This is a genomic window from Streptomyces ureilyticus (assembly GCF_011045025.1).
In the GTDB taxonomy this organism is placed as follows: domain Bacteria; phylum Actinomycetota; class Actinomycetes; order Streptomycetales; family Streptomycetaceae; genus Streptomyces; species Streptomyces ureilyticus.
In genome coordinates this window covers 1-15034 of record NZ_JAAKZX010000222.1, presented here as the reverse complement: position 1 = coordinate 15034, position 15034 = coordinate 1, and the positions used below count along the sequence as shown (strand labels likewise).

At 69.3% G+C, this 15034-nt stretch carries 14 protein-coding genes; 6 read left to right on the top strand and 8 right to left on the bottom strand.

What is annotated here, in order from left to right:
- Positions 1-200 precede the first annotated feature (200 nt).
- From G6048_RS40280 to G6048_RS40270, 3 genes are all read right to left on the bottom strand, one after another.
- A complete protein-coding gene (locus G6048_RS40280) occupies positions 201-2339 on the bottom strand; it encodes a putative bifunctional diguanylate cyclase/phosphodiesterase (RefSeq protein WP_165344563.1) in 2139 nt (712 codons plus the stop codon).
- The gene (locus G6048_RS40275; RefSeq protein ID WP_165344562.1) at positions 2336-3148 is read right to left on the bottom strand and encodes an SAM-dependent methyltransferase; all 813 of its coding nucleotides are present in this window, start codon (positions 3146-3148) and stop codon (positions 2336-2338) included. Before G6048_RS40275 ends, G6048_RS40280 begins: the two co-directional genes overlap by 4 nt.
- Positions 3149-3465: 317 nt before the next feature.
- Positions 3466-4455 carry an SCO0930 family lipoprotein gene (locus G6048_RS40270; RefSeq protein WP_165344561.1) on the bottom strand — a complete coding sequence of 330 codons (990 nt, stop codon included), beginning with the start codon at positions 4453-4455 and terminating at the stop codon, positions 3466-3468.
- A 342-nt stretch (positions 4456-4797) separates the two neighbouring features.
- On the opposite strand from G6048_RS40270, the gene G6048_RS40265 reads away from it, so the two are divergent.
- Positions 4798-5364, top strand: coding sequence for a hypothetical protein (locus tag G6048_RS40265; protein ID WP_165344560.1), 567 nt, complete (start codon positions 4798-4800; stop codon positions 5362-5364).
- An 84-nt stretch (positions 5365-5448) separates the two neighbouring features.
- Here the strand turns inward: G6048_RS40265 and G6048_RS40260 are convergent, their stop codons facing one another.
- Positions 5449-5943, bottom strand: a complete 495-nt coding sequence (locus G6048_RS40260; RefSeq protein WP_165344559.1) for a hypothetical protein — start codon at positions 5941-5943, stop codon at positions 5449-5451.
- A gap of 334 nt (positions 5944-6277) precedes the next feature.
- Here G6048_RS40260 and G6048_RS40255 point away from each other — a divergent pair, with 334 nt between their 5' ends.
- Positions 6278-6940, top strand: coding sequence for a class F sortase (locus G6048_RS40255; protein WP_165344558.1), 663 nt, complete (start codon positions 6278-6280; stop codon positions 6938-6940).
- Between the two features lie 129 nt (positions 6941-7069).
- Here the strand turns inward: G6048_RS40255 and G6048_RS40250 are convergent, their stop codons facing one another.
- A complete protein-coding gene (locus G6048_RS40250) occupies positions 7070-7930 on the bottom strand; it encodes a polysaccharide deacetylase family protein (RefSeq protein ID WP_165344557.1) in 861 nt (286 codons plus the stop codon).
- 195 nt (positions 7931-8125) lie between these two features.
- Between G6048_RS40250 and G6048_RS40245 the strand changes: the two genes are divergently transcribed.
- Positions 8126-8599 (top strand): universal stress protein, encoded by a 474-nt coding sequence (locus G6048_RS40245; RefSeq protein WP_165344556.1) that lies wholly within the window; start codon positions 8126-8128, stop codon positions 8597-8599.
- A 26-nt stretch (positions 8600-8625) separates the two neighbouring features.
- Here G6048_RS40245 and G6048_RS40240 read toward each other — a convergent pair whose 3' ends face one another.
- Positions 8626-9786, bottom strand: a complete 1161-nt coding sequence (locus G6048_RS40240; RefSeq protein ID WP_235990944.1) for a CapA family protein — start codon at positions 9784-9786, stop codon at positions 8626-8628.
- Positions 9787-10050: 264 nt separating this feature from the next.
- On the opposite strand from G6048_RS40240, the gene G6048_RS40235 reads away from it, so the two are divergent.
- From G6048_RS40235 to G6048_RS40225, 3 genes are all read left to right on the top strand, one after another.
- The gene (locus G6048_RS40235) at positions 10051-10596 is read left to right on the top strand and encodes a sigma-70 family RNA polymerase sigma factor (protein WP_165344555.1); all 546 of its coding nucleotides are present in this window, start codon (positions 10051-10053) and stop codon (positions 10594-10596) included.
- A gap of 135 nt (positions 10597-10731) precedes the next feature.
- Positions 10732-11247 (top strand): hypothetical protein, encoded by a 516-nt coding sequence (locus G6048_RS40230; protein WP_165344554.1) that lies wholly within the window; start codon positions 10732-10734, stop codon positions 11245-11247.
- Positions 11248-11433: 186 nt separating this feature from the next.
- Positions 11434-12081, top strand: coding sequence for an anti-sigma factor family protein (locus G6048_RS40225; RefSeq protein WP_165344553.1), 648 nt, complete (start codon positions 11434-11436; stop codon positions 12079-12081).
- Positions 12082-12099: 18 nt separating this feature from the next.
- Here G6048_RS40225 and G6048_RS40220 read toward each other — a convergent pair whose 3' ends face one another.
- Entirely contained in the window at positions 12100-12963 is an 864-nt protein-coding gene (locus G6048_RS40220; RefSeq protein ID WP_165344552.1) for an Fpg/Nei family DNA glycosylase, read from the bottom strand.
- 47 nt (positions 12964-13010) lie between these two features.
- A partial coding sequence (locus G6048_RS40215) for a SpoIIE family protein phosphatase (RefSeq protein WP_165344551.1) occupies positions 13011-15034 on the bottom strand: 2024 nt, incomplete at its 5' end.

The following is a 15034-nucleotide window of genomic DNA, read 5'->3' as shown; positions in this document are numbered from 1 at the left end:
CCCAGACCCCCGTATCGGCCTGAACGGCCTCGTCCTCAAACGCCGGACGGGCTGAAAAATCAGCCCCTTGGGGCGCCTCTGGGGGCACCCCCAGCGGTAGCTGGGGAGTTTGAGGAGCGGGCGGGGGCGGAGCCCCCCGAGGAAGTGACGGGAATGGGTAGGGGCGGCGGGGGCGGAACAACCCGACCCCCACCCGGCGGTCAGCCCGTCGCGTCCACCAGCGCCAACTCGTGCAAGCGGTCCGGCGGACCCGGGCGGGCGTAGTACCAGCCCTGGGCCGTGTCGCAGCCCAGGATCTTCAGTTGCTCTGCCTGGGCGCCCGTTTCCACGCCCTCTACCGTGACCGTGAGGTCGAGGCTGTGGGCCAGGGAGACGATTCCGTCGACGATCTTCAGGTCTACCGGGTCCGCCGGGAACTGCTGCATGCTCCGGGTGAAGGAGCGGTCCAGTTTGAGGATGCTGACCGGGAGGCGGCGGAGGTTGGCCAGGTTGGAGTAGCCGGTGCCGAAGTCGTCGAGGGCGATCTCCACGCCCATCTCGGCCAGGCGGCGCAGCGGCTTGAGGAGGTCGTCGTCGGCGCCGATCAGGGCGGACTCGGTGACTTCCAGGCAGAGGGAGTTCGGTTCGAGCCCTGCGCGCTCCAGGATGTCGACCGTGTCGGCGACCAGGCCCGGGTGGGTCAGCTGGCACGGCGAGAGGTTCACGTTGATACGGAACGGGCCCGCCTGTTCGCCGTGACGTTCCTGCCAGTCGCGGGCCTGGCGGACCGACTGCTCCAGCACCCAGCGGCCGAGCGGGACGATGAGGCCGGTGTGCTCGGCGAGCGGGATGAACCGGTCGGGGCCCAGCACACCGTGCTGCGGGTGCAGCCAGCGGACGAGGGCCTCGGCGCCTCGTACGCTGTCGTCGCCGAGGTGCACGAGCGGCTGGTACTCGATGAAGAACTCGCCCCGGTCCAGGGCCGCGGGCAGTGCCGTGGTGAGTCCGTGGCGGGTGATGGCGCGGGCGTCGGCCTCGGGGTCGGCGAGCTCGTAGCGGTTGCCGCCCGCCGACTTGGCGCGGTACATCGTGATGTCGGCGCTGCGCAGCACCTCCGCGGGGCCGCGTTCGCCGGCCGGGCCCTCGACGATGCCGATACTGCCGCGGACGGTCAGTTCCCGGCCGTCGATACGGACCGGGGTGACGAGGGCGTTCATGATGCGGTCGGCGAGCGCGTCGACCTCGGTCTGGGTGTCGGGCCCGGTGGTCAGCGCCACGAACTCGTCGCCGCCGAGCCGGGCGACCATCTCGCCGGGCGCGGTCGCACAGGACTGCAGCCGGTCGGCGACCTCGACGAGCAGCCGGTCACCTGCGGCGTGCCCGAGGCTGTCGTTGATGGTCTTGAAGCCGTCGATGTCGAGATAGCAGAGTCCGAAGCGCATGCCCTCGCCCGCGGAGAGTGCCTTCTCGAGCCGCTCGAAGAACAGGGTGCGGTTGGGCAATCCGGTGAGGGCGTCATGGGTCGCCTCGTACCGGAGACGCAGGTTGAGCAGCCGGCGTTCGGTGGTGTCCTCCATGAGGGCGAGCTGGTACTGGGGCTCCCCGTCGGCGTCACGCAGCAGGGAGACCGTCAGATTGGTCCACAGAACCGTTCCGTCAGGCCGGTAGAAGGCCTTCTCCACGTGGTAGTGCTCACGCTCGCCGAGCACCAACTCCTCGTACAGACGCCAGACTTGAGGAGCGTCGTCGGGGTGCGTCCAGTCGACCACGTTTCGGCCGCGCATCCCCTCCTCTGTACCGCCGAACATCCGCAGCAGGGCCTTGTTCACTTGCAGGATGTTGCCGTCGAGGTCCGCGATGCCGATACCGATGGCCGCGCCCTCGAACACCGCGCGGAGCCGCGCCTCGGTCGCGTGCAGCGCCTGAGCGACCACCCCCTGAGCCTGGAGGGCCGCTCGCGCGATGGCTTCCTGTTCGGCCAGCGTCCGCTCCCGCAGTGCCGCGGCGAACCCGGCGGCCATGGCATGCTGCAACCGCGCCGAGCGGCTGCGCAGGTCCTCCCGGGGTCCGTCCCCGCCGCAGTAGAGCACCAGGTAGGCGTCCACGCAGTCGAGTGCGCGGCTGAGCGCCTCCGGTTCGGTGCAGTGGGCGTCGATCAGCGCGGCGCCGACCGCCCGGCCCTCGGCCCCGTCGAACGTCCTGGCCCGCAGCGCCTCGCTCAACCGCCGGGCGAGCGGCAGCAGTTCCCGCTCGAGCTCGGGGCGGGTCAGCGATGTCGCCGTGTGCGGGAAGACCGCCCGGCTCCAGATCGTGGCGAATCTGCGGAGTCTGTCCTCCGGCCCGTCCGGCTCCGCGGTCACGCCGTGCGCCCCACGCCGGCGAACCCGGAATAGGAATACGGATCCTCGTCCTCGAGTGCCGTGTCGGGCCGCCATTCCGGCATCGGCACCAGTCCGGGTTCCACCATGTCGTACCCCTCGAAGAACCGCGCGATGTTGTCGCGCGAGCGCATGATCAGCGGATTGCGAATGTTCTTGTAGACGTCGACGGTCCCTTCGGCCCGCTCTGGGGGAAGTGGGATGCCCTCGAAGGAGGCGTGCGTGACGACGAGCAGGCTGCCCGGCGCGAGCGCGTCGCGCAGCTGTGCCACCGCCTCGTACGGGTCGTCCTCGTCCTCCACGAAGTGAAGTATGGCAACGAGGAGGAGCGCTACTGGCCGATTCTGGTCGATCAGACGCTCAAACTGAGAACTCGCCAGGATCTCCTGGGGCTTGCGCAGATCGGCGGCGACCACGTCCGCGTCCTCGTTGCCCGCCAGGACGGCCTCGCTGTGGGCGACGGCGACCGGGTCGTTGTCGACGTACAGAACGCGCGCTCCGGGGCTGGCGCTCTGGGCCACCTCGTGGACGTTGCCGTAGGTGGGGATGCCGGAGCCGATGTCGAGGAACTGGGTGATGCCCTCGTCCACCGCGAAACGGACGGCCCGGCGCAGGAAGGCCCGGTTCGCCTGCATGATCTTCGGAAGTCCCGGCATGAACTCCATCGCCTTGCGGGCGGCTTGCCGGTCGACATCGAAGTTGTGCGATCCGCCCAGGTAGTAGTCGTAGATGCGGCTCACGCTGGGCACCGAGATGTCGATGCCACGTGGGGCCCAGGCGGGACGCTCCATCTATCTCTCCAAGGCGTAGGCGATCCGGTGTTCGAGCTGAGGCTACTGATCGCCCGCCAACAGGGCGAGCGGAAACGGAAATTGACCATCCGTTCCCGGTCACTGCCTGGGGCACATGCGCATGTGATGTCGCACGCAATCGCGCCGAAGCCCTGAGAGCGGTGAAAAACGGCCAACCCCCTCCGTGCGGTGCGGAGGGGGTGGACCGGGGGTTGAGCGGTTGCTCAGTTCCTCGCGGCGTGTCAGTTGTCAGCTTCCTGGCGATCACTCCCTTCCGTGGGTCGCGTGCTGCGTGGTCTGTCGTGCCGGGTTGCTTTCTACTTCTTGATCGCCTTGCCGTCGGGGGCCATGGCGTACCAAGTGCCGCCCACACCCTGGCCGTTGGTGTCGCCGGGCTTCTTGTCGCCCGCGAAGGTGTACATGGGCCAGCAGTCGATGCTCTGCTGCTTGAGTCCGTCTGCACGCGGGTTGATGACGTAGCCCCGCCGGCCGTCCACCTCGGTGTCGATGCCCTTGGTGTCGGCGGCGTCGACGGGCTCGACGACCGGCCACTTCTCCAGGCACTCACCGACGCAGTTCGACTTCATCGGCCACTGGACGTCCTTCTCGAAGCGGTAGACCGTCATACCGTTCTTGTCGACGACGACCTCACCCAGCTTGGGGTCCTGTCGGGTCGAGAGACCGGGCAGGTCACCGGCCTCGGCCCCAGCCCCGGCTTCGTCACCGGCTCCGGCCTCCGCCGCGTCCGCGGCCGCCTTCTTGCCGTTGGGGGCCGACGCGTACCAAGTGCCTTGCACACCCTGGCCCTTGGTGTCACCGGCCTTGGTGTCCTTCGCGTACCGGTAGAGCGGCCAGCCGTCGAGGGTCAGCTGCTTCGTACCGTCGGCACGGGTGACCTCACCGAGCAGCGTCTTGTCCATGCCCGCCGCGGCGGTCGCGTCCGAGGCCGGGACCGGCGGCCAGGCCGTGGCACAGTCGCCTTCACAGTTCGTCTTCGGCGGTGAGGCGGTGTCCTTGTCGAAACGGTAGAGCGTCATACCGGAGCTGTCCGTGACCACTTCGCCGAGGGCCTTGTTCTTCTTCACGGCAAGCTGGCCGGCGGTCTGCGCCTGCGCACCGGCACCGGCCTGCCCAGCACCGGGGGTGGGCGTGCTCGTACCGGCCCCGTAGTCATTGCCAACCCCGTTGGCGGCAGGCGCCGCCCCCACGTTCTGGCTTCCCGAGGGGGTGTCCGAGCCGCACGCAGTCGTCAGCGCCAGGGCCGCAGCGACCGCTACGAGGGAGGCGCTCCGCCAGGAGGTCTTCATGTTGGGTAACTCCCCGCTAATCACTCAGCTGTTGCGGCGCACCACTGCGCCGCGTATGGCCCTAGGTACGGGTGAGGACGGGGAGAGCGTTCAACCGGCTTACAAGATTCTTTCGGTGACGCCTGTGCACCTTGCGCCGTATGTGACGCGCCGGTAGCTCGCCACTCTCGGAATGGCTTGTTCTCGCCGCTCCCTCACCCCCGTGACGGCGGCCGCTGCCCCGTTCGGGCCACTGCGATCGCGCCCCCGCACGGACCTTTTTAGCGTTTCGACCATCGAGGTGCATATACGGCGCAAGCGGAGAAGGTCCGCGGCTGCTCCTCGGGACTCGGAGGATTCACCATGCGCGCAATACACATCGCTTCGGCCGCACTGCTGGGCGCCGGCGCTGCCCTGGCCCTTGCCGCACCCGCGGCCGTCGCCGGGGATGCCGGCGAACGCGGTACCGCCTCTTTCGGTTCCGATGTCTCACCCACGACTGTCGCCGCGGGCGACGACGTCACGCTGTCGGTCTGGGGCTGCGAAACCGAGGCCAAGGTGTTCTCGGCTGTCTTCAATCCCGTGGTGATCCCCAAAGGCCAGCACTCGGCCACGGTCACGGTGGGCTGGGGCGCCGAGCCCGGCAAGCAAAAGGTGACCTTCCAGTGCGGGGCGGAGTCCAGTAACAAGGACCTCACCATCGAGGCAGGGCAGCCGGACCACGACCAGTCGCCCACGTACACCCACAATGGGCAGCAGGTCCAGAACCAGAGGCCCACGTACACCCAATATGGCGTCCAGGCCGGCGCCGGTGGCACCTTCGCCGGCTTCGACGTGGGCGACATCGGCCTCGGCCTCGCCCTCGTCGCGGGGTCGGTCGGCGCTGCGTACCACTGGTCACATCGCCGCACCGCCGAAGATCACAACTGACCCGGACACACCTTCCAGCGCTTCGCCCCGGACCGTACGTACGGTCCGGGGCGAAGCGCTGGAAGGTGTGAGGTGTGTACTCCGTCAGGCGTTGCTCTCGGAGCGGCGGCGCATCCAGAACACCGCGCCGCCCACGACTGCGAGGCCCATCAGGCCGCCGCCGATCGCCATGTCGGTCGGCGTGGCACCGCTGGAGCTGCTGCCGCCGATACCGCCGGCGGCGGGACCCATGACGGTGAAGGCGTTGTCCTTGGTGAGCGTCTTTCCGTCGCAGTCGACAGTGATGTGGTGACCACCGGGCCTGGCGTTCCGGTGGATGGTCGCAACCCCCTTGGACGTGTCGCTGCTGTGGTGGAGCGGCCTGAGTTCCGTCCTCGGGAACGCGTCCGACGTCATGTGGCCGCCCTTGGGGCAATCGTCGACTGTGACCGTCAATTGCCCACCCGGGGCGACGGTGCTGGGGTGGGCAACGATGTTGCTTGGGTGGTCAAAGCCATCCCGGGCCGCGGCCGAGGGGGCGGCGAGCCCGAGGGCGGCGAGGGCTGTCGCAGAGACCGCCAGGGCACGAGTGGTACGCATGTGATCCTCCGCGGAAGGCGCCCCCGGAACCGTCTCCGGGTCGAATCGGCGAGAAAAGCGCCTCCCAGACGAACCCTCAGATGCCGTGTGCGGGTGCGCATTTCGAGAATGGTCCGTCCTGGTGAGGGGAAACGCCACGGACAGGGCTCACATTCGGATATTGCCGCAGGTCACGGACCGTCAGAAATTTCTGAACGGCGGAGACCCGTATGGGGCACGGGCTGCCGAACGGCCACCCGTTCGCGCGTCTCCCGTCGCCTGCCGGGAACCTTGGACTTAGCGTTCTCGTACGCGCGAGTGACACGGCGACGGCCGCGTCGAGAGGGGTTTGCGAATGTCTGCGTCCAAGCTGGCCGAAGAGGAGGAGCGGCAGAGGAAGCGCGCTCCCTGGGGCGTGCTGGCACTTGTTCTGCTGACCGGTCTCGCGCTCATTCGAAATGGTTCGGGAGAATTCGACGTGGGTCCTCCGCAGCCCGCGACGGCAGCGGCCGCGAAGAGCCGGCCCCCCTCGATCTCCCGCTCTACCGGACCGGCTCCCCTGCCGTTCTCCGTGGCCGACCGCATCAGCATCCCCGCGATCCAGGTCGACGCCCCCGTCATGCCGGTGGGTCTTGACGTGGCGGGCTGGGTGGACGCGCCCCCGCCCGAGGACCCGAATCTCGCGGGCTGGTTCACCGGCGCGGTCTCGCCCGGCGAAAAGGGCACGGCCGTCATGGTCGGTCATGTGGACAACAAGCAGGGCCCCGCCGTCTTTTACGGTCTCGGGTCCCTCAATCAGGGACATCGCGTGGAAGTCACGCGCAAGGACGGGAAGCTCGCCGTGTTCGAGATCTACGGAGTCGAAGTCTTCGACAAGAACAACTTCCCCGGCGACCGGGTCTACGGCGACACCGGAGTTCCCGAATTGCGCGTCATCACCTGCGGAGGCGGTTTCTCCGAGCAGAACGGCTACGACGGGAACGTCGTCGCGTTCGCCCGCCTGGTCGAAGTTCGCTGAGCGTTCCCCGACAGAGCGGGCAAAATCCCCGTGGAATTCCGCCGGCCCGCCCGTTGAATCCGCGGATTCTCATCCGAATCCGCGGATTCAACAGGTTCTCGGGTCCGCGGCTGCGCGGACCTCATCGGGTCACGTGAACTGCCGCCAGGGCACGGTGAGGTGATAGCCCGAGTCCAGCAGTCGCGGCAGATAGTCGCGCAAGGCCCGGACGCTCTGTGAACGGTCGCCGCCCGCGTCGTGCGCGAGGACCACGACACCCGGGGCCGCGCCCCTCATGACCCGGCGCTCAATGGTGCGGGCACCGGGTTCCTGCCAGTCGAGGGTGTCGAGGGTCCAGGCGAGCGGTTCCATGCCGAGTTCGGCACCGAACTCGAAGACGGCCCGGTTCCAGGCCCCGTACGGTGCGCGGAACCAGCCGGGCCGTTCCCCGTAAGTCTTCTCGATGATCTCGCTGGTGCGTTCCATCTCGGAGCGGATCGCGGAGCGGCGCAGCCTGGTCAGCAGCGGGTGGGACCACGTGTGGTTGCCGACGATGTGTCCCTCGTCGGCCATCTCCCGGACCATGTCCCTGTTCTCGGCGCTTTCGGCGACCATCGCGCCGCACACGAAGAACATCGCACGGACGTCGTGGGTCTTGAGGGTGCGCAGGACGTCGGGGGTGTAACGGGGGTCGGGGCCGTCGTCGAAGGTCAGCACCATGGTGGGGCCGCGTCCCGCGATACGCAGGAACGGTTCGTGCCGTACGAGGGTCCGCGCCGCCGTGCCGCGTACGGGGCCGTGTCCGGCGATGGGCCGGAGCCGGTAGGCGGAGGGCCGCAGGGCTCCGGTCTGCGGGGCGCCCGCGGCGGGGTTCGGGGAGGGTCCGCCCGGTGGCGGGGCCGGATCTGCGGCGAGGAGGCGAGCCGTACCGGCCGCTCCCGCCGCCCCCAGTACGGCGGCGCTGCCGACGAGCAACGCCTTGCGCCGGGAGAGCATTTGATCCTTTTTCATGACTAATCAGTCACCCGGCCGACGTCCTGAACCGCACACAGACACCGGTACGGCCGCACAAAAGCACCCGTTGGGACCCTCTTGGCTACGGCACACGAGCGCAAACGGGCAACGCTTCTCACGCACCGTCAGCGCTTGCACTCGGCAGGTTCCCCGACCGTGGCCGGACCGGCGCACTCCGATAACCTCGGCGCCGTGACGGAACAGCACTCAACAGGGCACTCACAAGGGTTCGAGCGGGGCACGGACGGGCCGAAGGTCATCGTGGCCGGCGTGGACGGTTCCGACTCCTCGTTGCGCGCCGTGGCCTACGCCGCGGGTCTGGCCCGGCGGCAGCGGGCGCTGCTCGCCGTGGTGTACGTCCAGCCGGTGCTGGCGGCGGGCATCGCCGCCGGGGCCCCGGTCGCCGACACGACCGACGAGATCGCCCAGGGACTCGTCCGGGACATGCGCGAGGCGGCCGAGCAGGTCAAGGACATATTCGACATCCGCTGGGAGTTCCACACCTTCCGCGGCGACGCGTACAGCGGGCTGGTGACCGCGGCGGATCAACTCAAGGCGGACGCCGTCGTGGTGGGGGCGTCCGAGCAGTCGGGGCACCGCTTCATCGGCTCGGTGGCCGTCCGCCTCGTGAAGGCCGGCAGATGGCCCGTGACGGTCGTGCCGTAACCGACGCGTAGCCCCTTCCGTCACCGCTACTTCCCCATGACGAGCCCGTCCTCGGCCGCGCCCCGGCTGAGCACGACCTGACGGATCCGGTCGCGTACGACGCTCTGGTCCTGCCTCTCGTTCAGGTTCACGACGCGATGAGAGCCGGTGTCGAACCACTGCGGTACGAACTCGGCCTTCTCGACCTTCCACCGGCCGCCGGGTTCGGCGGGCGGTGCGAAGGTGAAGCGGCCGATGGTGCTCTCGTTGCCGCGCGGGTCGTGGACGCCGCTGTGGTTGACCATCGATCCGGCGATCTGGTCGCCCATGCCGTAGACGACCCAGGTGCCGTTGACCTTCTCGTAGGCCTGCGGGACATGGGCGTGGGTGCCGAGGATCAGGTCGATGGCGGGGCGCCCGTCCGTGCGGGCCGCGGTGAGCTCTTGGCTGAGCCGCAACTGCTGTGCGTCGGGGGCGTCCTGCCATTCGCTGCCCCAGTGCAGGGAGAGGACCACGACGTCGGCGCCCGCCTTACGGGCGGCCCGGGCGTCCGCGAGGATCCGGTCACGGTCGATCAGGTTCACCGACCAGGGCCCGTCTTCAGGCAACGGGATGCCGTTCGTGCCGTACGTGTACGAGAGGTGGGCGACCTTCGCGGGGCCCGCCCGCAGGAGCGTGGGCGTTTTCGCCTCGGTGGCGGTGCGGGCGGAGCCGGCGTGCCGTACGCCCGCCCGGTCGAGTGCGTCGAGCGTGCGTTGGATGCCCGCGGCGCCGGCGTCGAGGGTGTGGTTCGAGGCGGTGGAGCAGGCGTCGTAGCCGGTGGCGGCGAGGCCCGCGGCCACCTCGGGCGGCGACCTGAAGAGGGGGTAGCCGGAGTAGTCGCCGTCCGCGCCGTACACCGTCTCCATGTGGCAGATCGCCAGGTCGGCCCGGCCCACGACGGGTTCGACGCCCGCGAGCATGGGCCGGAAGTCGTAGCCTCTGCCGCCCGCGTCCGCGTTCGCCTGGCGGATGACCGAGCTGTGCGGCAGGACGTCGCCGGAGGCGACGAGCGTGAAACGGGCGTCTCGGCCCTGCGGCGCGGGATCCCCGGTCCGCGCGGGCGGCTCCGGCTTCTGCTCCCGCTCCTGCTCCTGACATCCGAGAGCTGCCGTGAGGAGCAGGACCGTCAGGGCCAGTGTCGTGCGTCGCCTGCGTGTGGTCTTCAAGTCGACTCCCAGGTGGTCGTATTTGAGTATTAATAGCTACGAATCCACACAGAAGTGACACAGTGATCAAGAAGCCATTCCGGCCAGGTCGCTGAAACGGCCCCCGCGAGCGAGCCGTTCCGGCCAGCCGCATGGCTGGGGAGTCGGCCACCGGCCACTCCCGATCGACCGTTCATCGCACCGTTCGTCGACAGCTTCGACCGTCCGCCGACGATCCGCGTCCATGGCCTGTCCCGGCGGAGCGACCTGCGCTGACATACGGCCATGACGGCCGCCACGACCATCACGAGCAGGACGACCGCCGAGCACGAGCTGGCCGAGTTGCAGCGGGAGCACGGCGCACCGCTCTTCGCCCTGTTGCTGAGGCTCTCGGACGGAGACCGGCAGCGCGCCGAGGATCTGGTGCAGGAAACACTCGTACGCGCCTGGCAGCACCCCGAGGCGCTGCGGGCCGACAACTTCGAATCCGTACGGCCCTGGCTGCTGACCGTCGGGCGGCGGCTCGCCATCGACGCGCGCCGGGCCCGTCAGGCGCGGCCCGCCGAGGTCGGGGACGCCGTACTGGAGAGCGCGCGGGTCTGCGCCGATCACGCGGAAAGGTCAGCGGCCACGCTCGATGTGCGGGAGGCTGTGAAGACACTCACTCCCGAGCACCGGGAAGTTCTGGTGCAGGTGTATTTCCGCGGTGCGAGTGTTGCGGAAGCCGCCGCGGAGCTCGGCATCCCGCCCGGTACCGTGAAGTCGCGCGCGTACTACGCGCTGCGCGCCCTGCGCCGGGTACTTCCGGGATACGCGCCCGACCTGCGGTGAAACCAACGGTCGAGTCAAACCTCCGTAAAGCGCCTTGCCGAGACCCTCTGTTGAGTAATCGGCTGTCCTCATCCGTGTTCCGGAATGGGGCCCGGGGTCGGGCGACGCGCACGTACCGGAGGAAGGCAGGAAAGGATGCTGCACAGAGGCCACGAGAGCACGGACGGCACCGGCGGCGGGGAACTCGTCGTTCCCATGGCGTGGTTGTACGCCGAGTACATCGCCGACGAGCTGTTGCGTACCGGGGACCTGATGCCGCCGACATCATTCGAGTTCCGCGCCGGGCGCGACGCGCTGGCGCTGACCATCTTCCTGTCGGACACGAGCGGTGAGCTCTCCGGCATCCGTGTCGTCTCGCAGATGGAGACCTGGCTTTCGCTGACGGCGTACGACCAGCCGTGGCAGGACTGGGTGTGCGAGCGGCTTGCGGCGCAGGCGGCCGAGGCGGTCGAATCGGGCGGCCCGGCGCCGGACCTGGAGCTGGCGACGGCGGCCTGGCGCTGGCTGGAGGAGACCGAGCTCCTCGCGCCCGACCTGGACGCGGTGCCGGGCGGAGGCCCGGTGATCGGCGAGGACGACGGCCCGAAGGTGTGGACGCCGGCCTGGCGCCTTGGCCTGCCGCTGGGGCACCTCGCGATCCACCTTTTCTGATCCGTGATCTTTCCGTACTCCGAACTTTTCTGATCCGCGACTTTTTTTGGTTCCGGACCAATCCGCGGGCGCTACGGCTCCGAATCTCCTGGTTGGTTTCCTGCGGGGCTTGAGTGATTCGGCGTTCTCCTGCGTACCGATGGGCAAGCAGCTACTTAGCTCTCACCATCGCCACGAGGATGAGGTATGAGGTCCCTGGAACGCCATCGCGACGTCGGCGCCTATGCGCTCGGCGTGCTGGACGCTGCGGACGCATTCCGCTTCGAGGACCACCTCATGGAGTGCCCTCAGTGCGCGATGCAGATACGCGAACTCGCCCCCACGACACGGTCCCTGCGGGCATACGCCGAGGCGACTCCGCGCACCGTGAATCCCATGACCAGGCCCGGCCCGGCGCTTCTCGACCGGTTGCTCGAGGATGTGGTCAAGAAGCGCCAGAAAGGGCGTACACGCTGGCTGTTCGCCGTCGCCGCCGCGGTGGTGATCGCGGTGGGCGGGCCCGCGGTGGCGGTACTCTCCGGCGGATCCGACGCGGACGGACAGCGGGTCGCCGCGACCGACCCCGGTACGGGTGTGTGGGCCGAGGTCACCAGCCGTGACCGTGCCTGGGGCAGCGACGTGGACTTCATGGTCAAGGGCATCTCCAAGCCCCAGCCCTGCCAGTTCGTCGCCATCGGCAGCGACGGCTCGGAGGAGACCTTGATGAACTGGCAGGCGGGCGGCGGCGGGAAACCCACCCCCATGCAGGCCTCAGCATCCATGCACACCGACGAGATCGTCGAGTACGAGGTGCGCACGGGCGACGAGACGCTCGTGAAACTCAAGGCCCCCTGATCTCCCTGATCTCCGGGGCTACTTCAGGAACTTGGACAACCTGCGGTCCGCAAGCGGCTTGCCGCCCGTCTGGCAGGTCGGGCAGTACTGCAGGGACGAGTCGCTGAAGGAGACCTCGCGGATCGTCTCGCCGCACACCGGGCACGGCTCCCCGGTGCGGCCGTGCACCCGCAGACCGCTCTTCTTCTCCGCCTTCAGCCGTCCGGCGGCCACCCCGCGCGAACGCTCGACCGCCTCGGTGAGGGTGATGCGCAGCGCCTCGTACAGGCGGTGGGTCTCCTCGGCGGTCAGGGAGGCGGCCAGCTTGAAGGGGGACATCCGGGCCGCGTGCAGGATCTCGTCGCTGTAGGCGTTGCCGATGCCCGCGATCAGGCTCTGGTCGCGCAGTGCGCCCTTCAACTGGCGGCGCTCCCCCTCGAGCAGCTTGGCGAAGCGTCTCTCGTCGAAGTCGCCGGCCAGTGGATCCGGGCCGAGCCGGGCGACTCCCGGGACCTCACCGGCATCCCGTACGACGTACACGGCCAGCCGCTTCTGAGTGCCGGCCTCGGTCAGGTCGAAGCCCTCGCCGGTCTCCAGGGCGACCCGCATCGCCAGCGGGCCCTTGCCCGGGCGGGGCGGGCCGTCGGGCAGGCGGTCCTTCCACTGGAGCCAGCCCGCTCGGGCCAGATGCGTCACGAAGTGCGGGCCGCCGTCCGTCGACAGGTCCAGGAACTTGCCGTGCCGGTGCACGGCCGTGACCTCGCGGCCCTCGAGAGCGGCGAGCGGCGGATCGTACGTCTTCAGGACGCTGATCGCGACAGGCAGGACCCGCACGATCTCGCGGCCGACGAGGTGCTCGGTCAGGAAGTCCTTGAGCGCCTCGACCTCGGGAAGTTCCGGCATACGTCCAGAGTGCCACCCGGTGCTGACAATGCCATGCGCGGCGGTTGTCAGTTTCGTTCCGGCACGATGAACTCGCACCACACGCACTTGCCGCCGCCGCGTGCGTCCACGCCCCACACATCGGCGAGCCGGTCCACCAGCAGCAGTCCGCGCCCGGAGACCCCGGACTCCCCCGCCTCGCGGCGGCGCGGCAGGGCGCTGGAGGCGTCCTCGACCTCGACGCGCAGGCGGCGGTCGGAGCCGGTGAGGGCCCTCAAGGTGACGATCGCGGAGCCCTCGGTGTGCATCAGGGCGTTGGTGATCACCTCGTCGGCGACCAGCTCGACCTCGTCGGCACGGTCCTCGGCGCCCCAGGCCACCACCGCGGCGCGGATCATGTGCCGGGCCCCGGCGAGCGCCTCCGGATCGCCCGGTCCGATGTGCTGCTGGAGCCGTCCGCCGGACTGCTGCGTGACATGGCCGAGGCGGCGCAGCAGGAGCAGCGCGACATCGTCCTCGCCGCCGCGTTCGTCGGCCACGTCGATGAGCCGGTCGGCGAGGTCGCGTACGTCGTCGGGGCCCGTGTGCACGAGCGCCTGGAGCGTCTTCATGCCCTCGTCGAGGTCCACTCCCGGCTGCTCGACAAGCCCGTCGGTGTACAGCAGCAGGCTCTGGCCCGGCTCGAGTTCGAAGGTGTCGACCTGGTAGTGCAGCCGCCCGAACTCGGCGGACAGACCGAGCGGCAGTCCCCCTTCTATGAACAGGCGGTGGCAGCTGCCGTCCGGGTCGCGTATCAGTGGGTCGATATGGCCGGCCCGTACGATCTGGACCACTCCGGTGGACAGGTCGGCCTCCGCGTAGGTGCAGGTCGCGAAGCGTTCGGTGTCGAGTTCGTCGAGGAACACCGAGGCGCGGGCCATGACGGTGGCGGGCGTGTGGCCTTCGGCGGCGTAGGCGCGCAGCACGATGCGCAGCTGGCCCATGACGGCTGCCGCGTGGGTGTCGTGGCCCTGGACGTCGCCGATGACGGCGCCGACCCGGCCGCCGGGCAGCGGGATGACGTCGTACCAGTCGCCGCCTATGTCCCGGCCCAGCGAGGCGGAGCGGTAGCGGACGGCGATGTCGGCGCCGGGGACGCTGGGGATGGAGCGCGGCAGCATGGCCTGCTGGAGACCCTGGGCGAGGTCTTTCTCCTGCTCGTAGAGCATGGCCCGCTGGAGGCTCTGCGCGATGCTGCTGCCCAGGGCGACGAGGACGTTACGGTCCTCGTCCGTGAAACCCCGCTTGTCGTGGTAGAGCAGGCCGAGCGCGCCGATGGGGCGGGCCTGCGCGATCAGCGGCAGATAGGCGGCCGAGGTGATGTGCAGGTCGGTGATGTGCGGCCACAGCAGGGGGTACGACTCGGCGAAGTCCTCCGGTGACTCGATGAAGCGCGGGGTGAGGGTGCGGACGACCTCGCTCATCGGGTACTGCTCGTCTATGCGCGTGACCCGGGTGCCGGGGACGAAGCTGCCCGTGGGCCCCTCCGCGACGAGGCGTATCCTGCCGGCCTCCACCAGGCCCATGACCAGGCTCGTCGCACCGAGGCGGGGGAGTCCGTGGGTGTCGGTGAGGACGTCGATGACGTCCTGGACGGTGCGGGCGTGCGCGAGCGCGGCGGTGGCGATCTGCACAACGTTCGTCTGCCTGCGGCGGAACTCGTCGAGGGCCGCCTGTTCGCGCTGGGCCTCGCTCTCGATCAGTTCCTGGGTGGCGTCGCGGATGATGCCGATGACGCGGCGTGGCCGGCCCGTCTCGTCGCGCCGGATGTAGCCCTGGGTGTGGGTCCAGCGGAGGGTGCCGTCGCGGCGGCGTACGCGGAAGTACGCCCCATAGTTCTCGCTGCCGTCCTTGATGGCCTGGGAGACATGGGTGTCCAGGCGGGTGGACTCGGTCGGGGGCACTCGCACGGAGAGGGTCTCGGGGCGACCGTCGTACTCGTCGAGAGACATGTCGAAGATCTCGTGGGCCTGGGGGTCCATCTGCATGATCCCGGTGTCCAGGTCCCAGTCGAAGCTGCCCATGCGGTTGAGCGCCAGGATCGGGTCCGGGT